The sequence below is a fragment of the Citrobacter sp. wls826 genome, assembly GCF_005281245.1.
GTDB lineage: Bacteria > Pseudomonadota > Gammaproteobacteria > Enterobacterales > Enterobacteriaceae > Citrobacter > Citrobacter braakii.
In genome coordinates this window covers 112,859-136,560 of the sequence record NZ_SZWS01000064.1, presented here as the reverse complement: position 1 = coordinate 136,560, position 23,702 = coordinate 112,859, and the positions used below count along the sequence as shown (strand labels likewise).

Genomic DNA, 23,702 nt, shown 5'->3' with positions numbered 1-23,702 from the left:
ATACTTAAGGTGACGGCCATTGACGGAGGGAGACACAATGCACTGGCAAACGCATACCGTTTTTAACCAACCTGTACCGCTCAATAACAGCAACTTATATCTGTCCGATGGCGCGCTGTGTGAAGCGGTTATCCGTGAAGGCGCTGGCTGGGACAGCGATCTTCTCGCCAGTATTGGTCAGCAGCTAGGGACTGCCGAGTCGCTCGAGCTTGGCCGTCTGGCCAATGCTTTTCCACCCGAGTTGTTGCGCTACGACTCGCAGGGTCAGCGGCTGGATGATGTGCGTTTTCATCCTGCCTGGCATTTGCTGATGCAGGGATTGTGCGCCAATCGCGTACATAATCTGGCCTGGGAAGAAGACGCGAGGCAGGGAACATTTGTCGCCCGGGCAGCCCGTTTCATCCTGCATGCGCAGGTGGAAGCGGGCACGTTGTGTCCGGTTACCATGACTTTTGCCGCCACGCCGTTGTTACTTCAGATGTTACCTGCACCCTTTCACGACTGGTTTACGCCGCTGCTAAGCGACCGTTATGACTCGCATTTACTGCCCGGAGGGCAAAAGCGTGGGTTATTGATCGGCATGGGAATGACCGAGAAGCAGGGGGGGTCAGATGTGCTAAGCAATACCACTCAGGCAGAACGTCTTACAGACGGCTCGTATCGGCTGGTGGGACATAAGTGGTTTTTCTCCGTGCCGCAAAGCGATGCCCATTTGGTACTGGCCCAGGCAAAGGGAGGCTTATCCTGCTTTTTTGTACCGCGATTTTTACCAGACGGGCAGCGTAATGCTATCCGTCTGGAGCGGCTGAAAGATAAGTTAGGCAATCGCTCCAACGCCAGCTGCGAGGTTGAATTCCACGATGCGATTGGCTGGCTATTGGGTGAAGAAGGGGAAGGTATACGTCATATCCTGAAAATGGGGGGGATGACGCGTTTTGACTGTGCACTCGGCAGTCATGGCATGATGCGACGTGCTTTTTCTGTCGCGATTTATCATGCGCATCAGCGACAGGTTTTTGGCAAACCATTGATCGAACAGCCGATGATGCGCCAGGTATTAGGTCGGATGGCGCTCCAACTGGAAGGTCAGACGGCGTTACTGTTCCGACTGGCGCGAGCCTGGGACCGTCGCGCTGATGTCAAAGAATCTCTGTGGGCCAGGTTGTTCACACCAGCAGCGAAATTCTCTGTTTGCAAGGCCGGTATGCCGTTTGTTGCAGAGGCGATGGAAGTGCTCGGCGGGATTGGCTACTGCGAGGAGAGTGAGTTGCCGCGCCTGTATCGTGAGATGCCGGTAAACAGTATCTGGGAGGGCTCTGGCAACATTATGTGCCTCGATGTATTGCGGGTGCTGACAAAACAACCCGGCATATACGATATGCTCAGCGAAGCCTTTGCTGAGGTAAAAGGGCAAGACCGACATTACGATCGAATGGTACGTCAACTACAGCAGCGTTTACGTAAACCCAGCGAGGAGTTGGGACGGGAGATTACGCAGCAGCTTTTCCTGCTCGGTTGCGGGGCGCAGATGTTGCGCTATGCCTCTCCGCCAGTGGCGCAGGCCTGGTGTCAAATGATGCTCGATACGCGTGGTGGACTACGATTGTCCGAACAGGTGCTGAATGACTTGCTCCTGCGGGCAACGGGGGGATTACGGTAGTAATATGCCTGATGGCGACGCTGGCGCGCCTTATCATGCCTACATTCAATGTAGGCCGGATAAGTTTACGCCATCCGGCAATCTGTTAAGCATAGAGTATGGCCTGTACGCGCCAGTTGTCGGGCTGCTGGTCTTCGTACATCTGAATGATCCGATACCATGAGGCACCCTGTTCATCCGCTTTTAACGCGACTACTCGTTCTACATCCTGCGGATTCCCTGCAATGTTACTGACAGATATCAGGCCAATTTCGTTCAGGCCTGTAACGCAGTCAGCACTGGCGAACTCGGCAGACTGCGCCGTAGTACCTACCAGTCCGGCAGAAAGCAGCAGTGAGGATAAGGCAAGTGATTGTTTCATCGTCAGCTCCATTATTCGTACCCCTACACACGGCAGGGCATTCCATCGCGATCATAAACCTCAAGCTTCCTGCTGTTGGTTTATTGTGCACAGGTAAACGCATAGCGGCGCAAAGCAATGTAAAGCTGACTAAATTCCAACCCAATGTTATTTACGATACAAAATAGCTTGTGAATACCATTGGCCTGTCACGATGGTTTCATCCACTAATAAAACCACGTAGTAATCAGCTTTAGCCGCGACGGCTTTGTCACGGATCTCTGCCAGCGCATCATCCGGAGAGCCTCTTACCAGTGCGCTGACCGTTCCTATTCGCTGTAACCCATTACTCTGGTCACGGCGGATCTCCTGCGGGTGGTCGGCAACGGGCGGTGCGGGTTGCGGCGTTCCCTGTAGCACGCTACAGGCGCTTAAAAGCATCACCAGCAATAAAGAGGCAAACCGACGCATAACTCTATCTCGTTTCCTGATAGCCATAGTGTAGTGCCTTATCAATTTCCCTTTAGGGGAATGTTCCCGAAGTGTTATCTCTCACGCGATTTTCGAATGAAAATGTTGCGAAAGCGTAACCCAGTTCTCAACATTATGAATCATTGCTGAACACATTCGCTTGCGTTAAGTATTGCTGCATGGCATACCAGAAAAAAAGAGGCGACAAATGATTGAAATTGAAACACGACAGTTGGCTGGTATCCCTGTCCTGCACGCCGTTCCGACTGGTAAACGCGAGTGTTCACTCCCTTGCATTATTTTCTATCACGGGTTTACATCTTCAAGTCTGGTCTATAGCTATTTTGCCGTTGCTCTGGCTCAGGCCGGATTCCGGGTTGTCATGCCAGATGCGCCCGACCATGGTGCCCGCTTCAACGGTGATGCTCAGGAGCGAATGTTCCGCTTCTGGCATATATTGCAGCAAAACATGCAGGAGTTTACGACGTTACGTGCGGCGCTGGTGGCGGAAAATTGGCTATCAGATGAAAGACTTGCTGTTGCGGGGGCGTCGATGGGAGGCATGACGGCGTTGGGCATTATGACCCGCCATCCCGAGGTTAAATGTGTAGCCAGCCTGATGGGTTCGGGCTATTTTACCCGTCTTGCACAGACGCTTTTTCCCCCTTTACGGGTCCAGACGCCAGAGCAGCAGGCAGAGTTCGATGCCGTTATCGCACCGCTCGCCGAATGGGACGTTACGCATCAACTACAACGCCTGGCCGACCGACCGTTGCTGTTGTGGCATGGACAGGAGGACGATGTGGTGCCCGCGGTTGAAACCTTCCGCTTACAGCAGGCGCTGATTCAGGCAGGGCTGGATAACAATTTAACCTGCCTGTGGGAAGCGGGCGTGCGCCACCGCATCACGCCAGAGGCGCTGGCTGCGACGGTAACGTTTTTTCGCCAGCACCTTTAAACGCGCATTATGCTTACGCCCTGAGCTTCAAGTTGTTGCAGAATCTCAGGGTTAGCGTTTTTGCCGGTAATGAGCATATCGATTTGATCGGCGCGACTGAACAGCATCCCCGCGCGTTCACCGACCTTACTGCTATCGACCAGCACCACCAGTTTACCCACTACGTTAAGCATCTTCTGCTCAGCCATCGCGGTTAGCATATCGGTTTTATACAGTCCGTCCGCGGTCAACCCTTTACCGCTGGTAAACATCCAGTGTCCGGCATACAGGCTATTTTCGCTGCCTTGCGGACTAAGCGTGATGGACTGGCTTTTGTTGTATTGCCCTCCCATGATGATCACGCTGTCATGTTCCTGGTCGATCAGATAGTTCGCCAGCGGCAGATAATTGGTGATGATCTGCACTGGCTTGCCGCACATTTCACGACCAAGCAGGAAGGCGGTTGATCCGCAGTTGATCACCACGCTTTCACCCGCATTTACAAGCTGGGATGCGGCCTTGGCAATGCGAACTTTTTCATCGTGGTTCTGCGCCTGATGCAGATTCATAGGTGTCCAGCGCGGACGTTGCTGGGTGATGGCTTCTGCGCCATTGCGGACTTTCTTGAGTTTGCCGCTTTCGTCGAGTTTATTGATGTCCCGGCGTGCTGTGGCTGGTGAAATCCCCAGACGCTCAATCACGTTCTCAACGGTAACAAAGCCCAACTGCGCCAGCATATCCAGCAATATTTGATGTCTTTGTGCTTCAGTCATGAGCTATTCCGATACAAATTGATTTGAAAAGATGATATTTGAAATAGCCTGGAAATACTAAAGTAAATGGGAAAAAATGCCGGAATAGACCGGCATTTTGTAGGGGTCACAAGAAGGATTTAAACGGCAGATCCGGTTCAATCGTGAAGCAGTCATCAAAGCCGCGCGGATAGTGATATTCAAAGTTATCTTTGTCCAGCGGCCAGGTGAACTTACCGCCCACCTGCCAGATAAACGGCTTAAAGCCATACTTCAGTCGATCTTTTTTCATCTCCCACAGTACGCGGATCTCCTGAGGGTCGGCCTGGAAGTTTGACCAGATGTCATGATGGAAAGGGATCACCACTTTCGTATTCAACGCTTCCGCCATGCGCAGCATGTCGGAGCTGGTCATTTTGTCCGTAATCCCGCGCGGATTCTCACCATAGGAGCCGAGCGCAACGTCGATCTGGTGCTCGTTGCCATGCTTTGCGTAGTAGTTAGAGTAGTGCGAGTCTCCGCTGTGGTACAGCGTACCGCCCGGTGTTTTGAACAGGTAGTTTACCGCACGTGCATCCATACCATCCGGCAGCACACCTGCCGCTTTTTGATCGGCAGGCAGCGTGATTAATGCCGTACGATCAAACGCGTCAAGCGCATGAATTTCAATATCTTTCACTTTCACCACATCGCCTGGTTTTACCACGATGCAGCGCTCTTTTGGCACACCCCAACCCATCCACAGATCCACACAGGTTTGCGGCCCGATAAATGGCACGTCATCGGCGCAGTTTTGCATGACGGCGGCCGCGACATTCACGTCGATGTGATCGTTATGATCGTGTGTCGCCAGCACCGCATCGATCTGTCGAATTGCAAACGGATCAAGAACAAACGGCGTGGTGCGCAGGTTTGGCTGCAGTTTCTTCACCCCAGCCATGCGTTGCATCTGGTGGCCGGTTTTCATTAGCGGGTTACCGTGACTCTGTTTACCCGTTCCGCACCAGAAATCGACGCAAATGTTCGTCCCGCCTTCCGACTTCAGCCAGATGCCGGTACAGCCAAGCCACCACATAGCGAATGTGCCCGGGGCGACCTGCTCCTGTTCGATCTCTTCATTCAGCCAACTTCCCCACTCCGGGAATGTGCTCAGGATCCATGATTCACGCGTGATGCTTTTTACTTTACTCATCGCATTTACCTTCATATTTATTCAGATTAAGTCAATTTATGATTTGTTTTGATTGATATTGACATCATTTTTTCAAGAAGGCAATGCGTTGATTTTTGGTGTTCAGCGGGGAAATGTGAGCAAATCACAGCGTGACAGGATGGTTTACTTGAGTGTTTGCTTTGTATTTTATTGTTTTAATAGAGTTTATTTTGGAAGTGATTAATTAGAAGTAAAGCCACTCTGCAAGTGTGTGAATTATTTGCGTACTGCATCACATTTAATCAAATTCAATCTTGTTGTGATTACTTTTGAAAATTAGAGTGAGGGCACAACATCCTGGGCATCTGTAATGAATGTTCAGCAACTTCGTCTACTGGAGATCGTTATGGAGATCCTCTACAACATCTTTACCGTCTTTTTTAATCAGGTTATGACCAACGCGCCCTTGCTGTTGGGTATTGTGACCTGTCTTGGTTACATCCTGCTGCGTAAAAGCGTCAGCGTTATTATCAAAGGCACGATCAAAACGATTATCGGTTTTATGTTGCTGCAAGCGGGATCGGGCATTCTGACCAGCACGTTTAAACCGGTGGTGGCAAAGATGTCCGAAGTTTACGGTATCAATGGTGCGATTTCCGATACCTATGCCTCCATGATGGCAACCATCGAACGTATGGGCGATGCCTATAGTTGGGTGGGTTATGCGGTGTTGTTGGCGCTGGCGCTGAATATTTGTTACGTACTGCTACGGCGTATTACCGGCATTCGCACCATCATGCTGACCGGCCACATTATGTTCCAGCAGGCGGGCCTGATTGCCGTCTCTCTCTACATCTTTGGTTACCCGATGTGGACCACCATCATCTGCACCGCGGTGCTGGTGTCCCTCTACTGGGGCATTACTTCCAATATGATGTACAAGCCGACGCAGGAAGTGACAGACGGCTGCGGTTTCTCCATCGGTCACCAGCAGCAGTTCGCTTCATGGATTGCCTACAAAGTCGCGCCTTATCTGGGTAAGAAAGAGGAGAGTGTTGAAGATCTGAAGCTGCCGGGCTGGCTGAATATCTTCCATGACAACATCGTTTCTACCGCGATTGTTATGACCCTCTTCTTCGGCGCGATCCTGCTCTCTTTCGGCATTGATGTAGTTCAGGCGATGGCGGGTAAAACTCACTGGACGGTCTATATCCTGCAGACCGGTTTTTCGTTTGCCGTCGCTATTTTCATCATCACTCAGGGCGTACGTATGTTCGTGGCTGAGCTTTCAGAAGCGTTCAACGGTATCTCTCAACGTCTGATCCCGGGTGCAGTGCTGGCTATCGACTGCGCGGCGATTTATAGCTTTGCGCCCAACGCGGTGGTCTGGGGCTTTATGTGGGGCACCATCGGCCAACTGATTGCGGTGGGCATCCTGGTGGGTTGCGGCTCTTCTATTCTGATTATCCCTGGCTTTATTCCGATGTTCTTCTCGAACGCGACTATCGGCGTGTTTGCTAACCACTTTGGCGGCTGGCGCGCGGCACTCAAGATTTGCCTGGTGATGGGGATGATCGAAATCTTCGGCTGCGTCTGGGCGGTGAAGCTCACCGGGATGAGCGCCTGGATGGGCATGGCGGACTGGTCAATTCTGGCGCCGCCGATGATGCAGGGCTTTGCCTCCATCGGCATCGTGTTTATGGCCGTCATTATTCTGATTGCACTGGCTTATATGTTTTTCGCAGGACGCACCTTGCGCGCTGAGGAAGACGCAGAAAAACAACTGGCAGAACACTCTGCTTAATAAGGAGTTCCGATTATGACCGTACGTATTTTGGCTGTATGTGGCAATGGGCAGGGGAGTTCCATGATCATGAAGATGAAGGTGGATCAGTTTTTAACCCAGTCAAATATTGACCATACGGTAAACAGTTGCGCAGTAGGCGAATACAAAAGTGAACTGAGCGGCGCGGATATCATCATCGCTTCTACCCATATCGCCGGTGAGATTACCGTATCGGGCAATAAATATGTTGTTGGCGTACGCAACATGCTGTCTCCCGCCGATTTTGGACCAAAACTGCTGGAAGTGATCAACGCGCATTTCCCACAGGACGTGAAGTAAGGAGGCGGCCTATGAAATTACGTGATTCGCTGGCAGACAATAACACCATCCTTTTACAGGCTGAGGCCAGCTCCTGGCAGGAAGCGGTAAAGCTGAGCGTGGATCTGCTGGTTAAGGCTGATGTGGTTGAACCACGCTACTACCAGGCCATCCTCGACGGAGTCGAACAGTTCGGCCCGTATTTCGTGATTGCGCCCGGCCTGGCGATGCCGCACGGCCGTCCGGAGGAAGGGGTTAAGAAAACCGGTTTTGCGCTGGTGACGCTGAAAACACCGCTGGTGTTTAACCACGAAGATAACGACCCGGTCGACATCCTGATCACCATGGCGGCAGTAGACGCCAACACACATCAGGAAGTCGGCATCATGCAGATCGTGAATCTTTTTGACGACGAAGCCAATTTCGACCGTTTACGCGCCTGCCGTACCGCGCAGGAAGTGCTGGATTTAATTGATAACGCCACTGCGGCGGCTGTTTAAAAGGATACCAAAATGTCATTACCTATGTTGCAGGTTGCGCTGGATAACCAATCAATGTCTTCCGCCTATGAAACGACGCGTCTGATTGCCGAAGAGGTCGATATCATTGAGGTGGGCACGATTCTTTGCGTGGCAGAGGGGGTGCGCGCCGTACGCGATCTGAAGGCGCTTTATCCGCATAAAATTGTGCTGGCGGACGCCAAAATCGCCGACGCGGGTAAAATCCTCTCGCGCATGTGTTTCGAAGCCAATGCTGACTGGGTTACCGTCATCTGCTGCGCGGATATCAACACCACCAGGGGGGCGCTGGAGGTGGCGAAAGAATTTAACGGCGACGTGCAGATTGAACTGACTGGTTACTGGACCTGGGAGCAGGCGCAGGAGTGGCGTGACGCGGGCATTGGGCAAGTGGTATATCACCGCAGCCGTGACGCGCAGGCGGCGGGTGTGGCGTGGGGAGAGGCAGATATCAGCGCCATCAAACGCTTGTCTGATATGGGCTTTAAGGTCACCGTCACCGGTGGCCTGGCGCTGGAGGATCTGCCGCTGTTCCAGGGGATCCCTATCCACGTCTTTATTGCCGGACGCAGCATTCGCGATGCCGCCTCTCCGGTAGACGCTGCGCGTCAGTTCAAACGTTCCATCGCCCAACTGTGGGGATAAGGAGCGACTATGCTGTCGAAACAGGTCCCGCTCGGTATCTATGAAAAAGCGCTCCCCGGCGGGGAGTGCTGGCTGGAACGCTTGCAGCTGGCGAAGGAACTGGGCTTTGATTTTGTCGAAATATCGGTTGATGAAACCGACGATCGCCTGGCGCGTCTTGACTGGCGCCGCGAGCAGCGACTGGCGCTGGTGGCCGCTATCGCCGAGACAGGGATACGCGTACCGTCCATGTGCCTGAGCGCTCATCGTCGTTTCCCGCTTGGCAATGAAGATGATGCGGTGCGCGAACAGGGGCTGGAGATCATGCGTAAAGCCATTCAGTTTGCGCAGGATATCGGTATTCGCGTTATTCAACTGGCGGGTTACGACGTCTATTACCAGCAGGCCAATAACGAAACGCGTCGTCGGTTTCGCGATGGGCTGAAAGAGAGCGTGGAGATGGCGAGCCGCGCGCAGGTGACGCTGGCGATGGAAATCATGGATTATCCGCTAATGAATTCGATCAGCAAGGCACTGGGTTATGCCCACTATCTCAACAATCCGTGGTTCCAGTTGTATCCCGATATTGGCAATTTGTCGGCGTGGGATAACGACGTGCAGATGGAGCTGCAGGCTGGGATGGGTCATATCGTTGCCGTACACGTGAAGGATACCAAACCCGGTGTATTCAAAAATGTGCCGTTTGGTGAAGGGGTTGTTGAGTTCGAACGTTGTTTTGCGACGCTCAAACAGAGTGGGTACTGCGGACCATACCTGATTGAGATGTGGAGTGAAACGTCGGACGACCCGGCACGTGAAGTCGCGAAGGCGCGCGACTGGGTGAAGGCGCGAATGGCCAGCGCAGGTCTGGTGGAGGCGGTGTAATGCAAAAACTTAAACAGCAGGTTTTTGAGGCCAATATGGATTTGCCGCGCTACGGGCTGGTGACGTTCACCTGGGGGAACGTCAGCGCCATTGACCGCGAGCGCGGTCTGGTGGTGATTAAGCCTAGCGGCGTCGACTACCAAACGATGCAGGTAGATGACATGGTGGTTGTGGATCTGGCCGGCAACGTAGTGGAAGGGCGCTATCGTCCTTCTTCTGATACCGCCACCCATCTGGAGCTGTATCGCCGCTATTCTTCTCTCGGCGGCGTGGTGCACACCCACTCAACGCACGCGACGGCATGGGCGCAGGCGGGTCTGGCAATTCCCTCGTTCGGCACGACGCATGCGGATTACTTCTTTGGCGATATTCCTTGCACCAGGGCGTTAACTGAAGCTGAAGTTCAGGGCGAGTATGAGCTAAATACCGGTAAGGTGATTGTCGAAACGCTGGGGGAGGTGGAACCTTTGCATACGCCTGGCGTAGTGGTGTACCAGCATGGCCCGTTTGCCTGGGGCAAGGATGCTCACGATGCGGTACATAACGCCGTGGTGATGGAGGAAGTGGCAAAAATGGCATGGATTGCGCGTGGTATCAATCCGGCTCTTAGCCCCATCGACAGTTATCTGATGAATAAGCATTTCATGCGTAAGCACGGTCCAAACGCCTATTACGGACAGAAGTAACGACTAAGTCCTGGAACCCAATCATTCAGGGGATGTTATCGATCTGGCTTCGGGACTTTTTTGCAAAAAAAGCCCCCTGTGAAGGGGGCAAATTAAACTGCGGCAATGTTCTCGTTGGTTATTTCTGGTGCTAGCGGTAAATATCTGCACTGGCGTGCATATTTCCGTTACTACCGGGTTCCCTGGTGAGGATCACGTGGTAGTAGGTTGCGCCTTGCGCATCGGTCTCTTCATTCAGGGCCTGAGTGGCTTCACTTTCAGTGGCGAAGTTATGATTTATGTAAATGACGCCTAAGCTCTGCACATCATCCATATTCCTGGCCTGATGATTGTCAATTTTGATGGCTGCCGTTGCATTTGCACTAAGCAAAAGCATAGCCAGAAGGGTCAAAACACGGGCTCGCATATGTACCTCCTCGACTGCGGTCTCTGGTTGCCTCTCTCCTGTGAGTGATTAGCTTCTGATGTAATTTTAACCGTTACCGGCGCAGTCGATAGCGACCATTTCTGATGCAGTTGTTCAAAAAATTACCGCATAGCCATCTTTTCTTTTATTAACAGGCCGCTGGTGTGTACCGCTGCGGTGAAAAATACCTGTCTTTCGCGCATAAGCACTTACCAAATAGTCAATTTAATCGGGTGAGTACGCCGTTTATAGTGAGCCGGATAATTAATATAACTTTATGATAATAAGGCAAAAACTTATGGATGCTTCATTCATGGATTTCAGCTACTTTGTGATTATGTTTATGGTCGCGCTGGTGGCAGGCTTTATTAACGTGGTGTCGGGCGGCGGTGGTTTTCTCTCGATTGGCGCACTGTTAATTTCTGGTTTACCCCCGGCGAATGCGCTGGCAACCAATAAAATTCAGGCGCTGGGCAGCTCGCTGACCTCCGGGATTTATTTTTTACGCCGGGGGCATATCAACGTGCAGGAGCACAAGTATGTGTTTTTATCTGCCTTTATCGGTTCTGCGATGGGAACGACGCTTATCCAGTTCATTGAACCGGAGCTGCTGAAGAAACTGCTCCCGATCCTGATTATCGCGGTCGCTATCTACTTTATTTTTGCGCCAAATCTCAGCGAACCGAAAAGAAAGCAGCAGGTATCCCTGTTTCTCTTCTCGTTGATCGGCGGGGGATGCATTGGCTTTTATGACGGCTTTCTCGGTGCCGGGGCTGGCTCCTTTTATACCCTCAGCTATATCCTGCTGTGGGGATACAGCATCGATAAGGCGCAAATTCACTCGAATTTTATTAACCTGGCGTCCAACATCGCCTCGATATTGTTCTTCATTTTTGGCGGTAAAATGATCTGGTCGCTGGGGCTGGTGATGTTTGCCGGGCAGTCCCTCGGCGCACGTCTTGGCGCGACGGTCGTACTAACGCGCGGCAAGAAAGTTATCCGACCCATGATTGTCATTGTCTCCATTTGCATCAGCGTCAAAATGCTGCTGGATATGTATTAATGGCGACATGATAAATAATCGTACAATTACCTTGAGTTTAGTGGCAGGCGCCAGTATTATGACGCGTCAATTTTTCAGCCGACCTTTAACACGTTCCTTGCCTCCCCGGGCCTCGGCTGACCCAGACAGGAGGCTGAATAATCCGTAAGGAGCAATTCGATGCGTCATTACGAAATCGTTTTTATGGTCCATCCTGACCAGAGCGAACAGGTTCCGGGTATGATCGAACGCTACACTGCTGCCATCACTGGTGCAGAAGGCACGATCCACCGTCTGGAAGACTGGGGCCGCCGTCAGCTGGCTTACCCGATCAACAAACTGCACAAAGCTCACTACGTTCTGCTGAACGTTGAAGCGCCGCAGGAAGTGATCGATGAGCTGGAAACTACCTTCCGCTTCAACGATGCCGTTATCCGCAGCATGGTTATGCGTACTAAACACGCTGTTACCGAAGCATCTCCGATGGTTAAAGCGAAAGACGAGCGTCGTGAACGTCGCGATGATTTCGCTAACGAAACCGCAGATGATGCTGAAGCTGGGGATTCTGAAGAGTAATTTCTGATGACCAACCGTCTGGCGTTGTCCGGCACCGTGTGCAGGGCTCCCCTTCGAAAGGTCAGTCCATCAGGAATTCCTCATTGCCAGTTCGTGCTTGAGCATCGTTCTGTGCAGGAGGAAGCCGGGTTTCACCGGCAGGCGTGGTGCCAAATGCCCGTTATTATTAGCGGACACGAAAACCAGGCCATTACTCACAGTATAACGGTCGGTAGCGCAGTGACCGTTCAGGGGTTCATCTCTTGCCACAAGGCAAAGAACGGCCTGAGCAAAATGGTTCTGCATGCCGAGCAGATTGAATTGATAGATTCTGGAGACTAGCCATATGGCACGTTATTTCCGTCGTCGCAAGTTCTGCCGTTTCACCGCGGAAGGCGTTCAAGAGATCGACTATAAAGATATCGCTACGCTGAAAAACTACATCACCGAAAGCGGTAAGATTGTCCCAAGCCGTATCACCGGTACCCGTGCAAAATACCAGCGTCAGCTGGCTCGCGCTATCAAACGCGCTCGCTACCTGTCCCTGCTGCCGTACACTGATCGTCATCAGTAATCGGTCACGGTCCATTAATACGACTTTGAGAGGATAAGGTAATGCAAGTTATTCTGCTTGATAAAGTAGCAAACCTGGGTAGCCTGGGTGATCAGGTTAACGTTAAAGCGGGCTATGCTCGTAACTTCCTGGTACCACAGGGTAAAGCTGTTCCTGCTACCAAGAAAAACGTTGAATTTTTCGAAGCGCGTCGCGCTGAGCTGGAAGCTAAACTGGCTGACGTTCTGTCCGCTGCTGAAGCTCGTGCTGAGAAAATCAACGCACTGGAAACCGTAACCATCGCGTCTAAAGCTGGCGACGAAGGTAAACTGTTCGGTTCCATCGGTACTCGCGACATCGCTGACGCTGTAACTGCAGCTGGCGTTGAAGTAGCTAAGAGCGAAGTTCGTCTGCCGAACGGCGTTCTGCGTACCACTGGTGAGCACGAAGTGAGCTTCCAGGTTCACAGCGAAGTGTTTGCTAAGCTGACTGTAAACGTAGTTGCAGAATAAGTTTTTATTCTGATTACCGCGTAAAAGCGCCGGCCTTGTGTCGGCGTTTTGCTTTTCTGTTCCCTCCGCTTTTCGCTCTGGCTATTCTTTATCCTTTTCGGGATAATCATAAAAATAAAACATTATTTTAAAATGGTGATGGAATGGAACCAACGCACCAACCTCTGTTTGCGCGTAAAAATGTTGTCTACCTGAGCGCAGCGTTCTGCTGTCTGCTGTGGGGGAGCGCCTATCCGGCGATCAAAAGCGGATATGAGATCTTCCAGATTGCCACGGATGACATTCCTTCAAAAATTGTCTTTGCCGGTTATCGCTTCCTGTTTGCTGGATTATTGCTGCTATTGCTGGCGGTGGCGCAGCGTAAACCGATTGGCCGGTTAAGCCCGCGTCAGTACGGTCAGCTCACGCTGTTGGGACTGACGCAAACCTCGCTGCAATACATCTTCTTCTATATTGGCCTGGCGTTCACGACGGGGGTGAAAGGGTCGATCATGAACGCGACCGGCACCTTCTTCAGCGTGCTGCTGGCCCATTTTATCTATCAGAACGACAAGCTGAGCTACAACAAAGTGCTGGGCTGTATCCTGGGTTTTACCGGCGTAATGGTGGTGAACTTTAGCAGCGGACTGGATTTTAGCTTCAGCCTGTTAGGGGACGGTTCAGTGGTGATGGCGGCCTTTATTCTTTCTGCCGCCACGTTATACGGTAAACGCATTTCTCAGACGGTAGACCCGACGGTAATGACAGGATATCAGTTGGGTGTCGGCGGTCTGGCGCTGGTTATCGGCGGCTACGCTTTTGGGGGCACGCTAACCGTACACGGCGCGTCTTCAGTGGCGATCCTGGGCTACCTGACGTTACTCTCTTCGGTCGCTTTTGCGTTGTGGAGTATTCTGCTCAAGCATAACCGCGTGGGGATGATTGCGCCGTTTAACTTCCTGATCCCGGTTTCGGGGGCGGTTCTGTCGGCGATATTCCTCGGCGAAAACATTCTCGAATGGAAATATGCGCTGGCGCTGGTGCTGGTCTGTTCCGGGATCTGGTGGGTGAACAAGGTGAAGCGCTGACGCTTCACCTTGATGTCTGATGCGCTGTGTTTATCAGGTCTACAGGTGTGCCGGTTAACGGGCGCGAATAAAACTGCCGTTATGTTGTCGAGTAAACAGTACCTGCTGACCATTACCGGTATCAATGGTTAATCCCGTTACCACGCCGTTGGCATTCTGCCTGATTTGTACCATCTGGCCGTCTTTCAGGTTGCTCAGCGGTTTTCCGGCACCTTCAACCTGCGCCATTGCGTATACATCGGTTGGCGGGAGGTTATGGTCACGGAATACCTGCGCCAGCGTTTTGCCCGAGTCTACGCGATAGGAGCGCCACTGCTGCTCAATTCCACTATCCTGTTGGAAAGGTTGCGTCTGCGGCTGAGATTGCTGAGCCTGCGGCTGCGCGTCTGGTTCTCCTTCCTGGATTGGCTCAGGCGCAAGCGGAGCGACCTGGCCCGGATCGTTTTGCGGGGCGACCAACTGTGCCTGCAGTTGAGCTTCGGTCGGCGGCTGCGACTGTGACTGTAAATCCAGCTGGGCAGTACGCGTAACCACAGGGGCATCGCTGGTGTCACTGGAGGGCAGCAGGAAGCCTATCACCAGCACGATAGCAGCAATTATAATGCCGCGTCGGTGCATAGGCGGTAGCGGATCCATAATGCGAAAATTGTCCGGTGCATGCCAGATTTTCGCCAGGGTTGGTTTTAATTCAAAGCGCCCGGGCATGGCTTTCCTCCTGCTCCGCGTCTCGTTCCTCGATCATAGAGTATAGATGGCTAATGCTATGATGTTCGTCATATTACCCGCTTTCGTGACGTCAACGCGGGGTATTCCTATTGTTTATGTTTCCTCGCGATTTGTCATCTGTTCCCGAGACAAAGTTTTACCGGATGCGGCATGGCTGATATGCTGCCCGCTACTTTACATCCGATGAAAGGAAATATGATGGCTAACCCGACTTTTGACACTATCGAAGCGCAAGCAAGCTACGGCATTGGTTTGCAGGTAGGACAACAGCTGAGTGAATCCGGACTGGAAGGACTGTTGCCTGAAGCGCTGGTAGCGGGTATCGCTGACGCGCTGGAAGGTAAGCACCCGGCAGTGCCGGTTGATGTTGTGCATCGCGCACTGCGTGAAATCCACGAACGCGCTGATGCAGTTCGTCGCGAGCGTTTCCAGGCTATGGCGGCTGATGGCGTCAAATATCTGGAAGAAAACCGTGAGAAAGACGGTGTGAACAGCACTGAATCCGGTTTGCAGTTCCGTGTGCTGACTCAGGGCGAAGGTGCTATTCCAGCGCGTACTGACCGCGTTCGCGTGCACTACACCGGTAAACTGATCGACGGTACCGTGTTTGACAGCTCTGTCGCACGCGGCGAACCGGCTGAATTCCCGGTTAACGGCGTGATCCCTGGCTGGATTGAAGCGCTGACCCTGATGCCGGTAGGTTCCAAATGGGAACTGACTATTCCTCAGGAACTGGCTTACGGCGAGCGTGGCGCTGGTGCGTCCATTCCTCCGTTCAGCACGCTGGTGTTCGACGTTGAGCTGCTTGAGATCCTGTAAGCAGTGACTTCTGTTCCCTCCGAGGCCGGGGGGAACAAAAAAATAGCGTGAAAAGCTATAGTTACGTGGTTGTCGATATTTTATTTTGAAAATGCCTCGTTAGCGTGTATTTTTGTGAGCTGATTCGCGCTATCAGAGTGATATGACACTCACTTTAAACATTAAATTAACATTATATCTAAATCTTAGTATTCATCCCGCCAATTCTTACCTAATATCGATGAGTCCTGATAATCAGGAACGTCGTATCATAGACACACTAAAGGCCGTAGAGCCTGAACAACACAGACAGGTACAGGAAGAAAAAACATGGTAGATCAGGTAAAAGTCGACGCCGCTGAAGAGGCTTCGTCTGAACAGTCGCTACGGCGCAATCTCACAAACCGTCATATTCAACTTATTGCCATTGGTGGTGCTATTGGTACCGGCCTGTTTATGGGCTCTGGTAAAACCATCAGCCTCGCCGGACCGTCGATCATCTTTGTGTATATGATTATCGGTTTTATGCTGTTTTTCGTGATGCGTGCAATGGGTGAATTGCTGCTCTCGAATCTGGAGTACAAATCTTTTAGTGATTTCGCCTCTGACCTGCTCGGGCCATGGGCCGGGTATTTTACCGGCTGGACTTACTGGTTCTGCTGGGTTGTTACCGGGATGGCAGACGTTGTCGCCATTACGGCGTATGCGCAATTCTGGTTCCCCGAACTTTCAGACTGGGTCGCCTCGCTGGCGGTGATCGTGCTGCTGCTGAGCCTCAACCTTGCCACTGTAAAAATGTTCGGTGAGATGGAGTTCTGGTTTGCGATGATCAAAATCGTCGCCATCATCGGCCTGATTGTCGTTGGTCTGGTGATGGTGTTGACGCACTTCCAGTCGCCAACCGGCGTTCAGGCATCGTTCACGCATCTGTGGAATGACGGTGGCTGGTTCCCGAAAGGTCTGAGCGGCTTCTTTGCTGGCTTCCAGATAGCCGTGTTCGCGTTTGTGGGGATTGAGCTGGTGGGAACGACCGCTGCAGAAACCAAGGACCCGGAGAAATCTCTGCCGCGCGCCATTAACTCGATTCCGATCCGTATCATCATGTTCTACGTTTTTGCGCTGATCGTGATTATGTCTGTAACACCGTGGAGCTCGGTAGTGCCAACCAAGAGCCCATTCGTTGAACTGTTTGTGCTGGTCGGTCTGCCTGCCGCGGCGAGCCTGATCAACTTTGTGGTGCTGACTTCAGCTGCCTCTTCCGCAAATAGTGGCGTGTTCTCTACCAGCCGTATGCTGTTCGGCCTGGCACAGGAAGGCGTAGCGCCTAAAGCGTTTGCCAAACTGTCTAAACGCGCAGTTCCGGCGAAAGGTTTAACCTTCTCCTGTATCTGTCTGCTGGGCGGCGTGGTGATGCTTTACGTGAACCCGAGCGTGATTGGCGCGTTCACCATGATCACCACCGTGTCGGCGATTCTGTTCATGTTCGTCTGGACCATCATTCTTTGCTCGTACCTGGTGTACCGCAAGCAGCGTCCGCACCTGCATGAAAAATCAATCTACAAGATGCCGCTAGGCAAGCTGATGTGCTGGGTATGTATGGCGTTCTTCGTCTTCGTACTGGTACTGCTGACGCTGGAAGATGATACCCGCCAGGCGCTGATCGTGACGCCGCTGTGGTTCATCGCGCTGGGTCTGGGTTGGTTGTTTATCGGTAAGAAACGTATGGCAGGTATGCGTTAATTTTAGTGCCCGGTAGCGCGATGCTTACCGGGCCTGAATTCCGTAGGCCGGATACGCGTTAGCGCTATCCGGCGATATCTTTACTCCCCGGCGAGAGCTCGCGGGAACAACACATTATTTTCCAGACTGATGTGTTCCATCAAGTCGTCGATCATCTCGTTAATGCCGTTATACATGGCTTTCCAGGTGGTGCAGGCTTCTGGCGGCGGCGTCACGTTATGGGTGATGTGTTTGATCACTTCGACCAGTTCACCGGCATCGTCATGTTCGCTTTCCATCACGCTGATTGGTCCCATCGCCTGGCTACCCATGCCCTGTTTGATCATCGGGAACAGGATCTGCTCTTCTTTCATCATATGGCTGGACAGCTCTTCATGCAGCATGGTCAGGTTTTTCGCCAGACCGCGTGGTACGTTCGGTTTATCTGCGTGAACGCGTTCAACTTTCGTGGCCTGCAGGATCAGTTCCGGCAGCTGTTCGCGGTGTCTGTCGTGATAACGCACGATGATATGATCGATGATTTCAGCCAGTGCCACGGTACGCCAGTCTTTCTCCAGCGGCTGTTCAGCCAACTGCGCGAGCTGTGCCTCAATAACGTCTAAATCCAGCTCTTTACGCGCAGCAGCGCGTGCCAGCGTTTGCTTACCGCCGCAGCAGTAATCCATATCGTATTTACGAAACAGGGCCGAAGCGCGAGGAATAGAGAGCGCCAGTTCACCTAAAGGTTGATCGCGATAAGACATTGCCGTTACCTCATTCTTAATAATATAAGATGTATTTTAAATGCAACTTATGGCGAAGGATATAACCCTTTCGGGGTGGGGTGTTTTGTGAGGAATGTCACGAAAATTTCTTGTTTCGTTAAGGTGCTGAATCTTATTAGAAAGGAGAGGGATGGCGAAAAAAGCCGCGCGACAGGATTAAATAAGCGCACGCCGCTGCCGATAGTTAGACCTCAGACAATACCTGCATAATAAAAGGCTACAGATGTTTAAACGAATCAAAGTGATAACCCTACTTATCACCGTGTTACTCGCCCTGGGCGCGATGCAGCTCATCTCCGCGGGCGTCTTTATTGGCGCGCTCAATAACGATAAGCAAAACTTTAACGTCTCTCAGCTTTCCAGCCAGAACGTGGCCGAGTTTACCGATGCGTGGATTAGCCTGAACCAGGCTCGCGTCACGCTCAACCGGGGCATGTTGCGTTTACAGGGAACGATGGCCAGCGAGATTAACGGCGGTCAGTTGAAGGAACTGGTGAACACGGCAAATCGCCTGTTAGCAGAATCGAAAGAGCATTACGATAAATACTATGCCCTGCCGGAAACGCCGGGGCTTGATGAACATCTGGCCGATCGACTGGAAGAGCAGTACGGCATCTATTCTGCGACGCTGGCTAAAATGAACGCGCTGCTGGCTGAAGGTAAGCTGGAAGAGATGTTCAAGCAGAATGCCGAGCAAAAGCAAACGGCCATGCAGGAAGTTTATCGGGAATGGCGTAGCGCGCAAACGGCGCTGGCCACTGCCGGGGTGCAGGACAATGAGAGTGATTACCAGAAGATAATCTGGCTGCTGTCCGCCGTGATGCTGATTGTCGTCACCGTGATTATCGCCAGCTGGCTGGCAATGCAGCGAGTGCTGCTCAAGCCTCTCCACGAAGTGATGGGACATATTCGCCACATTGCTGCGGGTGATTTGACGCACAGCATCAACGCCGATGGCAGCAATGAGATGGCGCTGCTGGCAGTCAACGTTCGCGACATGCAGCAGGCGCTGGCGAACACAGTCAGCGTGGTGCGTGACGGGGCTGACACCATCTATACCGGCGCAGGTGAAATTGCCGCCGGCAGTAACGATCTCTCTTCACGTACCGAGCAGCAGGCCGCCTCTCTGGAAGAGACTGCTGCCAGCATGGAACAACTCACCGCTACCGTGAAGCAGAACGCGGATAACGCGCGTCAGGCGACCAGTCTGGCAAAAAATGCCTCACAGACGGCGCAGAAAGGCGGAACCGTGGTTGATGGCGTAGTGCGTACGATGGATGAAATTGCCACCAGTTCCAGCAAAATCGCGCAAATTACCAATGTTATCGACGGCATTGCCTTCCAGACCAATATTCTGGCGCTGAACGCGGCAGTAGAAGCGGCGCGTGCGGGCGAGCAGGGGCGCGGGTTTGCCGTGGTCGCTGGCGAGGTCCGTACACTGGCACAGCGTAGCGCTCAGGCGGCGAAAGAGATTAAGGCACTGATTGATGACTCGGGGAATCGGGTGAATGCCGGTACGGCGCTGGTGCATGAAGCGGGTGAAACGATGGCGGAAATTGTGAGCGCCGTGACCCGTGTGACCGACATCATGGGCGAGATAGCCTCGGCTTCTGATGAACAGAGCCGGGGTATCGATCAGGTAGGTCAGGCGGTTGCCGAGATGGATCGCGTGACGCAGCAAAACGCCTCGCTGGTGGAGGAGTCCGCTTCCGCCGCCGCCGCGCTCGAAGAGCAGGCAGCACGACTGAATCAGACCGTAGCGGTGTTTAAAGTTTAACGTCTACTCCGGCCTACAAAATAATATCTTGTAGGTCGGATTAGCGCAGCGCCGTCCGGGCCATTATGATTGTGGAACCACGACGACGCTTGGTTTCTGTGGTTTGGCTCTGACGGCTATCACCACCCCAACAATCAGCAGCGCAATGCCGCTTACCGTCAGCAGCGGCGGGAATTCCTGGCGCAGGATAAAGGTGTACACCAGGCCAGCCAGCGTTTCGAAGACAATCAGCGGGCCGAGGATCACCGTCGGCAATTTTTGGCTGGCGACGTTCCAGCACAGTGCGCCAACCCACGAACACAATACCGCAATCGCTATCATCAGGCCGATAAACACGCCCGGACGTGGGCCGAAGGGCAGGGCAAAGTCCGGCGTTTGCCCGTTCAGCCACAGGCAGGCTGCAATATAACCGAGCAGAGAAACAGGCAACGTTACCAGTGCCTGGGCCGTCGCCCACATCATCGGGTGCTTATCTGGATTCTCGCGCAGCCAGCGGGCATTACGCAGCGCATACCACGCCCAACACACTACCGAGATCAGCGCCAGCGCGATTCCAGAACCATAACGCCAGCCGCTAAAGTCGGGTAAGCCTTGATTCAGCTCCGAGATATTCACGCACAGCAGACCGATACCAATCAGCACCAGCGCAGGCGACAGACGCCACCATGATAATTTGCCGTCGCGCTGGCTGTAGAGCAGGTTAGCGAAGACCGGGATCACAACCGGCAATGTACCAATAATCATCGTTGAAACCGGCGCGCCAGTGCGCTGGATGGCGCTTGCCAGGCAAACGTAATAAATCAGATTACCCATCATCGTTAGCGCCAGCGCAGTGACCCAGTCTTTGCGCGTCAACTGACGCAAGCGCACACGTCCCAGCCAGGCAATCGGCAACGCTATTAGCCCCAGCGCCAGATAGCGTCCCATCGACTGCAATACCGCCGGGTATTCCGGTACGATCAGCGGCCCAACAAAAATTAATCCCCACATCAGCCCAGCCAGCAGGGCATACAACACGCCGCTAATCATTTTTGACATCCACATCGCTTAACAATAAGTCGAGTGTAGGCAGGAAAAATGCAGCCGTATTGTATGAGATTGCTGTTCAACGCCGGACGACTTGTTTCTGATAACGTACCGGCGTAATACCGTAGCGATGGGTAAACGCGCGGGTGAGATGCGACTGGTCGGTGAGGCCGGTTGCGGCAGCGACCTCCGCGGCGGGCATTCCGTGAGTGAGAAAACCTTTGGCTCGCCACAGGCGGATCGCCATCAGCATCTGGTGCGGCGTGACGTGGAAATGAGATTTAAACTGGCGCTGAAAATGCCAGGGACTCAGCGCTGCAACCCGCGCCAGTTCGTCGAGCGTGACCGGGTGCATATAATTATCGTGCAAATACTCACGTACCCGCTCAAAGCGATGCGCTCCCTCCGGTAATACCGGCGCATGGCGGGCCAGCGGCTGGAACGTGTCGATCAGATCGAGTAATAACCCTTTTTGCGCCAGCGGATCCTCAGTGTTCCACAGGCCATGGATCAGCGAGCAGATCTGGCGCGAGCGTAGCGGATCGTGACGCGTTACGTCATGAAACCACCAGTGGCGGATCCCGGTGACTTCTTCCAGAAGATCGGGCTCAAGATAGATCATCCGATAACGCCAGCCGTCGGCGGTTTCCGCTTCGCCGGTATGTAGCTCATCGGGATTCATGGTGACGACGGAATGGGCGGGGGCCACGTACTGCGTGCCGCGATAGCGAAAACGTTCGGCTCCGGCTTCTATCGCGCCAATACCAAACGCTTCATGTGTGTGGGGTTCAAAGGCGTAACGCGAGATGTGCGCATGATACAGCTCAACGCCCGGCACCTGTGCCAGATGGCGAAAGCGGGCGCTGTCTTTCTCATCAATAAACTGCTCAGGTACACCTTGCACGTATTCTCTCCCCACGCATCATCATGTCATTATCAGAGAGGATGCGCGGGGATGCCACCACAATTAACTAATTTTTAACACTTACACGATGCCTTTGACGCTGTCTGCCAGCGACGTGGTTGGGCGACCAATCAGTTTGCTCAGCGTATGGCTGTCGTCGAAGAGGCCACCTTTAGAGGCACCAACGTCTGAGTCAGCCAGCATGTCCGCCAGTCCGGCAGGTAGACCTACACTTTTCAGCGCGGCGGCAAAATCAGCTTCGCTCAGGTTTTGATACACCACTTTTTTACCGCTCTGTTTTGCCAGTTCGGCCGCCAGCTGGCTCAGGGTCCAGCCTGCGTCGCCCGCCAGTTCATAGATTTTACCGGCATGACCGTCTTCACTGATGACGCGCGCGGCGGCAGCGGCATAGTCGGCACGGGTCGCCGAGGCGATTTTGCCTTCTCCCGCCGCCCCAATAAACACGCCGTGTTCCAGCGCGGCTGGTGCGCTGGCGAGATAGTTTTCGGTGTACCAACCGTTACGCAGCAGCGCGTACGCGATACCGGATTCAGCCAGCATCTTCTCGGTTGCGACATGCTCATCAGCCAGCCCCAGCGGGGAGCGATCGGCGTGCAGCAGGCTGGTGTAGGCGATAAATTTCACGTGGGCCGCTTTCGCCGCGTTAATCACGTTGCGATGCTGCGGGGCACGTTGTCCCACTTCGCTGGAGGAGATTAGCAGTAACTTGTCTATCCCCTGTAAGGCCGTGGTAAAGGCAGCTTCATCACTGTAATCCGCCTGACGAACGGTAATGCCCTGCTGGCTAAGCGCCGTCGCTTTAGCAGGATTACGCACAATAGCCACAATCTGGCTGGCAGGAACGGTTTTCAGTAGCGTTTCAATAACGTGTTGGCCCAGTTGGCCAGTGGCACCAGTAATCGCGATCATAGGATAACTCCTTTGGTATTGGTCTTGTGTTTAATCACATTAACACCTAAACTTACTTTTAGTAAGTACGTACAAAAAGGTTAGTATGAAAATGACAGCTTTGACGCTCTCCCAGCAATTACGTGATGGCAACTTGTTTGCCGAGCAGTGTCCCTCCCGCGAGGTGTTAAAACACGTCACCAGCCGCTGGGGTGTATTGATTCTGGTGGCGCTGCGCGACGGTACGCACCGTTTCAGCGATTTGCGCCGTAAGATGGGCGGCGTCAGTGAAAAAATGCTGGCGCAATCCCTGCAGGCGTTAGAACAGGACGGGTTTATCAATCGGGTGTCATATCCGGTGGTACCGCCGCATGTGGAGTATAGCCTGACACCGTTGGGTGAGCAGGTGAGCGAAAAAGTCGCAGCGCTGGCGGACTGGATAGAGGTGAATTTGCCGCAGGTTTTGGCAAATCATACCGTTAAGAACGAAGACGTCCCGGCATCGACGTAAACGACCTGGTCGGGCTTGCCGGATGGCGCAGCGCCACCCGGCGTGGTCTTACTTACTCAAATCCAACTGATAAATGGCGAAGCCGATGTCATCGGTAGCGACTTTCTTCAGTGGATACTGGCCTTTCTCTTTGATAAACGCAGCGGCTTTATCAGACGGTGATGTTTCAAAGCGAATATCCAGTTGTGTCTCGCTGTGAATCGGCGCCAAACGCCAGTTGTTATCTGCCGCCGGATGAATTTCGCCTGCGCTCTTTGTCTGGGAACCTATCCATGCTGCCAG

General features: G+C 53.0%; 28 protein-coding genes and 1 pseudogene. 18 read left to right on the top strand and 11 right to left on the bottom strand.

The genetic code is table 11. The features are described from left to right. The first annotated feature begins 37 nt into the window (after positions 1–37). Positions 38–1,660, top strand: coding sequence for an isovaleryl-CoA dehydrogenase (locus FDW87_RS20600; RefSeq protein ID WP_137380120.1), 1,623 nt, complete (start codon positions 38–40; stop codon positions 1,658–1,660). An 85-nt stretch (positions 1,661–1,745) separates the two neighbouring features. On the opposite strand, the gene yjfN is transcribed toward FDW87_RS20600, so the two are convergent. Both yjfN and bsmA read right to left on the bottom strand, forming a co-directional pair. Beyond that, positions 1,746–2,021: a DUF1471 family protease activator YjfN gene (gene yjfN / locus FDW87_RS20595; protein ID WP_016151420.1), complete on the bottom strand. Its 276-nt coding sequence runs from the start codon at positions 2,019–2,021 to the stop codon at positions 1,746–1,748. 147 nt (positions 2,022–2,168) lie between these two features. Then, positions 2,169–2,498, bottom strand: coding sequence for a biofilm peroxide resistance protein BsmA (bsmA, locus tag FDW87_RS20590; RefSeq protein ID WP_029139740.1), 330 nt, complete (start codon positions 2,496–2,498; stop codon positions 2,169–2,171). Positions 2,499–2,679: 181 nt separating this feature from the next. On the opposite strand from bsmA, the gene yjfP reads away from it, so the two are divergent. Continuing rightward, positions 2,680–3,429 carry an esterase gene (yjfP, locus tag FDW87_RS20585; protein WP_137380119.1) on the top strand — a complete coding sequence of 250 codons (750 nt, stop codon included), beginning with the start codon at positions 2,680–2,682 and terminating at the stop codon, positions 3,427–3,429. On the opposite strand, the gene ulaR is transcribed toward yjfP, so the two are convergent. Together ulaR and ulaG are read right to left on the bottom strand one after the other, a co-directional pair. Next, a complete protein-coding gene (ulaR, locus tag FDW87_RS20580; RefSeq protein WP_003025646.1) occupies positions 3,426–4,181 on the bottom strand; it encodes an HTH-type transcriptional regulator UlaR in 756 nt (251 codons plus the stop codon). The two genes, yjfP and ulaR, sit on opposite strands and share 4 nt — an antisense overlap. A gap of 106 nt (positions 4,182–4,287) precedes the next feature. After that, positions 4,288–5,352, bottom strand: coding sequence for an L-ascorbate 6-phosphate lactonase (gene ulaG / locus FDW87_RS20575; protein WP_049282114.1), 1,065 nt, complete (start codon positions 5,350–5,352; stop codon positions 4,288–4,290). 367 nt (positions 5,353–5,719) lie between these two features. Here ulaG and ulaA point away from each other — a divergent pair, with 367 nt between their 5' ends. From ulaA to FDW87_RS20545, 6 genes are read left to right on the top strand one after another with little or no spacing between them, the layout of a single operon-like run. Next, positions 5,720–7,117 (top strand): PTS ascorbate transporter subunit IIC, encoded by a 1,398-nt coding sequence (gene ulaA / locus FDW87_RS20570; protein WP_016155515.1) that lies wholly within the window; start codon positions 5,720–5,722, stop codon positions 7,115–7,117. A 15-nt stretch (positions 7,118–7,132) separates the two neighbouring features. Beyond that, positions 7,133–7,438 carry a PTS ascorbate transporter subunit IIB gene (ulaB, locus tag FDW87_RS20565; RefSeq protein ID WP_016151426.1) on the top strand — a complete coding sequence of 102 codons (306 nt, stop codon included), beginning with the start codon at positions 7,133–7,135 and terminating at the stop codon, positions 7,436–7,438. An 11-nt stretch (positions 7,439–7,449) separates the two neighbouring features. Beyond that, positions 7,450–7,917, top strand: coding sequence for a PTS ascorbate transporter subunit IIA (gene ulaC, locus FDW87_RS20560; RefSeq protein WP_016155516.1), 468 nt, complete (start codon positions 7,450–7,452; stop codon positions 7,915–7,917). 12 nt (positions 7,918–7,929) lie between these two features. Further along, positions 7,930–8,580, top strand: coding sequence for a 3-keto-L-gulonate-6-phosphate decarboxylase UlaD (gene ulaD / locus FDW87_RS20555; RefSeq protein ID WP_046275837.1), 651 nt, complete (start codon positions 7,930–7,932; stop codon positions 8,578–8,580). Between the two features lie 9 nt (positions 8,581–8,589). Continuing rightward, on the top strand, positions 8,590–9,444 hold the full coding sequence (locus FDW87_RS20550; protein ID WP_137380118.1) for an L-ribulose-5-phosphate 3-epimerase: 855 nt from the start codon (positions 8,590–8,592) through the stop codon (positions 9,442–9,444). Further along, the gene (locus tag FDW87_RS20545) at positions 9,444–10,130 is read left to right on the top strand and encodes an L-ribulose-5-phosphate 4-epimerase (RefSeq protein ID WP_046275836.1); all 687 of its coding nucleotides are present in this window, start codon (positions 9,444–9,446) and stop codon (positions 10,128–10,130) included. The genes FDW87_RS20550 and FDW87_RS20545 overlap by 1 nt, the downstream gene beginning before the upstream one ends. Positions 10,131–10,260: 130 nt before the next feature. On the opposite strand, the gene yjfY is transcribed toward FDW87_RS20545, so the two are convergent. After that, complete coding sequence (gene yjfY, locus FDW87_RS20540) at positions 10,261–10,536, bottom strand: DUF1471 family protein YjfY (RefSeq protein ID WP_016155520.1); 276 nt, start codon at positions 10,534–10,536, stop codon at positions 10,261–10,263. A gap of 298 nt (positions 10,537–10,834) precedes the next feature. Between yjfY and FDW87_RS20535 the strand changes: the two genes are divergently transcribed. The 6 genes from FDW87_RS20535 to FDW87_RS20510 all read left to right on the top strand — a co-directional run bounded on the left by FDW87_RS20535 (position 10,835) and on the right by FDW87_RS20510 (position 14,265). Further along, positions 10,835–11,599, top strand: coding sequence for a TSUP family transporter (locus tag FDW87_RS20535; RefSeq protein WP_137380117.1), 765 nt, complete (start codon positions 10,835–10,837; stop codon positions 11,597–11,599). A gap of 159 nt (positions 11,600–11,758) precedes the next feature. Further along, positions 11,759–12,154 (top strand): 30S ribosomal protein S6, encoded by a 396-nt coding sequence (rpsF, locus tag FDW87_RS20530; protein WP_016151433.1) that lies wholly within the window; start codon positions 11,759–11,761, stop codon positions 12,152–12,154. A gap of 6 nt (positions 12,155–12,160) precedes the next feature. Next, positions 12,161–12,475, top strand: coding sequence for a primosomal replication protein N (priB, locus tag FDW87_RS20525; RefSeq protein WP_003025674.1), 315 nt, complete (start codon positions 12,161–12,163; stop codon positions 12,473–12,475). Positions 12,476–12,479: 4 nt separating this feature from the next. Next, positions 12,480–12,707, top strand: a complete 228-nt coding sequence (gene rpsR / locus FDW87_RS20520; protein WP_000135199.1) for a 30S ribosomal protein S18 — start codon at positions 12,480–12,482, stop codon at positions 12,705–12,707. Positions 12,708–12,748: 41 nt separating this feature from the next. Continuing rightward, a complete protein-coding gene (gene rplI / locus FDW87_RS20515) occupies positions 12,749–13,198 on the top strand; it encodes a 50S ribosomal protein L9 (protein WP_003025676.1) in 450 nt (149 codons plus the stop codon). A 143-nt stretch (positions 13,199–13,341) separates the two neighbouring features. Further along, the gene (locus FDW87_RS20510) at positions 13,342–14,265 is read left to right on the top strand and encodes a DMT family transporter (RefSeq protein ID WP_019078212.1); all 924 of its coding nucleotides are present in this window, start codon (positions 13,342–13,344) and stop codon (positions 14,263–14,265) included. 54 nt (positions 14,266–14,319) lie between these two features. On the opposite strand, the gene FDW87_RS20505 is transcribed toward FDW87_RS20510, so the two are convergent. Further along, positions 14,320–14,970 carry a LysM-like peptidoglycan-binding domain-containing protein gene (locus FDW87_RS20505; RefSeq protein WP_137380116.1) on the bottom strand — a complete coding sequence of 217 codons (651 nt, stop codon included), beginning with the start codon at positions 14,968–14,970 and terminating at the stop codon, positions 14,320–14,322. 219 nt (positions 14,971–15,189) lie between these two features. Between FDW87_RS20505 and fklB the strand changes: the two genes are divergently transcribed. Both fklB and cycA read left to right on the top strand, forming a co-directional pair. Then, positions 15,190–15,810, top strand: a complete 621-nt coding sequence (gene fklB, locus FDW87_RS20500) for an FKBP-type peptidyl-prolyl cis-trans isomerase (protein ID WP_029139741.1) — start codon at positions 15,190–15,192, stop codon at positions 15,808–15,810. A gap of 309 nt (positions 15,811–16,119) precedes the next feature. Further along, on the top strand, positions 16,120–17,529 hold the full coding sequence (gene cycA, locus FDW87_RS20495; protein WP_016151437.1) for a D-serine/D-alanine/glycine transporter: 1,410 nt from the start codon (positions 16,120–16,122) through the stop codon (positions 17,527–17,529). Between the two features lie 80 nt (positions 17,530–17,609). Here cycA and ytfE read toward each other — a convergent pair whose 3' ends face one another. Further along, positions 17,610–18,272, bottom strand: coding sequence for an iron-sulfur cluster repair protein YtfE (gene ytfE / locus FDW87_RS20490; protein ID WP_003025690.1), 663 nt, complete (start codon positions 18,270–18,272; stop codon positions 17,610–17,612). Positions 18,273–18,516: 244 nt separating this feature from the next. Here ytfE and FDW87_RS20485 point away from each other — a divergent pair, with 244 nt between their 5' ends. Then, on the top strand, positions 18,517–20,070 hold the full coding sequence (locus FDW87_RS20485) for a methyl-accepting chemotaxis protein (RefSeq protein ID WP_046275835.1): 1,554 nt from the start codon (positions 18,517–18,519) through the stop codon (positions 20,068–20,070). 63 nt (positions 20,071–20,133) lie between these two features. Here the strand turns inward: FDW87_RS20485 and FDW87_RS20480 are convergent, their stop codons facing one another. The 3 genes from FDW87_RS20480 to FDW87_RS20470 form a co-directional block, all read right to left on the bottom strand. Beyond that, positions 20,134–21,099, bottom strand: a complete 966-nt coding sequence (locus tag FDW87_RS20480) for a DMT family transporter (protein WP_016151440.1) — start codon at positions 21,097–21,099, stop codon at positions 20,134–20,136. A gap of 76 nt (positions 21,100–21,175) precedes the next feature. Next, on the bottom strand, positions 21,176–22,000 hold the full coding sequence (locus FDW87_RS20475; RefSeq protein WP_016155523.1) for an AraC family transcriptional regulator: 825 nt from the start codon (positions 21,998–22,000) through the stop codon (positions 21,176–21,178). 81 nt (positions 22,001–22,081) lie between these two features. After that, positions 22,082–22,930, bottom strand: coding sequence for an SDR family oxidoreductase (locus tag FDW87_RS20470; protein WP_016155524.1), 849 nt, complete (start codon positions 22,928–22,930; stop codon positions 22,082–22,084). Between the two features lie 85 nt (positions 22,931–23,015). Here FDW87_RS20470 and FDW87_RS20465 point away from each other — a divergent pair, with 85 nt between their 5' ends. Beyond that, a complete protein-coding gene (locus tag FDW87_RS20465; protein WP_047358571.1) occupies positions 23,016–23,420 on the top strand; it encodes a helix-turn-helix domain-containing protein in 405 nt (134 codons plus the stop codon). 48 nt (positions 23,421–23,468) lie between these two features. Here FDW87_RS20465 and FDW87_RS23195 read toward each other — a convergent pair. Further along, positions 23,469–23,702 (bottom strand): annotated as a pseudogene (locus tag FDW87_RS23195) (2',3'-cyclic-nucleotide 2'-phosphodiesterase); the annotation flags it as partial.

Excerpts from the sequence above, each read along its gene's own strand:
- FDW87_RS20600 (WP_137380120.1), top strand. The coding sequence starts at position 38 with ATGCACTGGCAAACGCATACCGTTTTTAACCAACCTGTACCGCTCAAT.
- yjfN (WP_016151420.1), bottom strand. The coding sequence starts at position 2,021 with ATGAAACAATCACTTGCCTTATCCTCACTGCTGCTTTCTGCCGGACTG.
- bsmA (WP_029139740.1), bottom strand. The coding sequence starts at position 2,498 with ATGGCTATCAGGAAACGAGATAGAGTTATGCGTCGGTTTGCCTCTTTA.
- yjfP (WP_137380119.1), top strand. The coding sequence starts at position 2,680 with ATGATTGAAATTGAAACACGACAGTTGGCTGGTATCCCTGTCCTGCAC.
- ulaR (WP_003025646.1), bottom strand. The coding sequence starts at position 4,181 with ATGACTGAAGCACAAAGACATCAAATATTGCTGGATATGCTGGCGCAG.
- ulaG (WP_049282114.1), bottom strand. The coding sequence starts at position 5,352 with ATGAGTAAAGTAAAAAGCATCACGCGTGAATCATGGATCCTGAGCACA.
- ulaA (WP_016155515.1), top strand. The coding sequence starts at position 5,720 with ATGGAGATCCTCTACAACATCTTTACCGTCTTTTTTAATCAGGTTATG.
- ulaB (WP_016151426.1), top strand. The coding sequence starts at position 7,133 with ATGACCGTACGTATTTTGGCTGTATGTGGCAATGGGCAGGGGAGTTCC.
- ulaC (WP_016155516.1), top strand. The coding sequence starts at position 7,450 with ATGAAATTACGTGATTCGCTGGCAGACAATAACACCATCCTTTTACAG.
- ulaD (WP_046275837.1), top strand. The coding sequence starts at position 7,930 with ATGTCATTACCTATGTTGCAGGTTGCGCTGGATAACCAATCAATGTCT.
- FDW87_RS20550 (WP_137380118.1), top strand. The coding sequence starts at position 8,590 with ATGCTGTCGAAACAGGTCCCGCTCGGTATCTATGAAAAAGCGCTCCCC.
- FDW87_RS20545 (WP_046275836.1), top strand. The coding sequence starts at position 9,444 with ATGCAAAAACTTAAACAGCAGGTTTTTGAGGCCAATATGGATTTGCCG.
- yjfY (WP_016155520.1), bottom strand. The coding sequence starts at position 10,536 with ATGCGAGCCCGTGTTTTGACCCTTCTGGCTATGCTTTTGCTTAGTGCA.
- FDW87_RS20535 (WP_137380117.1), top strand. The coding sequence starts at position 10,835 with ATGGATGCTTCATTCATGGATTTCAGCTACTTTGTGATTATGTTTATG.
- rpsF (WP_016151433.1), top strand. The coding sequence starts at position 11,759 with ATGCGTCATTACGAAATCGTTTTTATGGTCCATCCTGACCAGAGCGAA.
- priB (WP_003025674.1), top strand. The coding sequence starts at position 12,161 with ATGACCAACCGTCTGGCGTTGTCCGGCACCGTGTGCAGGGCTCCCCTT.
- rpsR (WP_000135199.1), top strand. The coding sequence starts at position 12,480 with ATGGCACGTTATTTCCGTCGTCGCAAGTTCTGCCGTTTCACCGCGGAA.
- rplI (WP_003025676.1), top strand. The coding sequence starts at position 12,749 with ATGCAAGTTATTCTGCTTGATAAAGTAGCAAACCTGGGTAGCCTGGGT.
- FDW87_RS20510 (WP_019078212.1), top strand. The coding sequence starts at position 13,342 with ATGGAACCAACGCACCAACCTCTGTTTGCGCGTAAAAATGTTGTCTAC.
- FDW87_RS20505 (WP_137380116.1), bottom strand. The coding sequence starts at position 14,970 with ATGCCCGGGCGCTTTGAATTAAAACCAACCCTGGCGAAAATCTGGCAT.
- fklB (WP_029139741.1), top strand. The coding sequence starts at position 15,190 with ATGGCTAACCCGACTTTTGACACTATCGAAGCGCAAGCAAGCTACGGC.
- cycA (WP_016151437.1), top strand. The coding sequence starts at position 16,120 with ATGGTAGATCAGGTAAAAGTCGACGCCGCTGAAGAGGCTTCGTCTGAA.
- ytfE (WP_003025690.1), bottom strand. The coding sequence starts at position 18,272 with ATGTCTTATCGCGATCAACCTTTAGGTGAACTGGCGCTCTCTATTCCT.
- FDW87_RS20485 (WP_046275835.1), top strand. The coding sequence starts at position 18,517 with ATGTTTAAACGAATCAAAGTGATAACCCTACTTATCACCGTGTTACTC.
- FDW87_RS20480 (WP_016151440.1), bottom strand. The coding sequence starts at position 21,099 with ATGATTAGCGGCGTGTTGTATGCCCTGCTGGCTGGGCTGATGTGGGGA.
- FDW87_RS20470 (WP_016155524.1), bottom strand. The coding sequence starts at position 22,930 with ATGATCGCGATTACTGGTGCCACTGGCCAACTGGGCCAACACGTTATT.
- FDW87_RS20465 (WP_047358571.1), top strand. The coding sequence starts at position 23,016 with ATGAAAATGACAGCTTTGACGCTCTCCCAGCAATTACGTGATGGCAAC.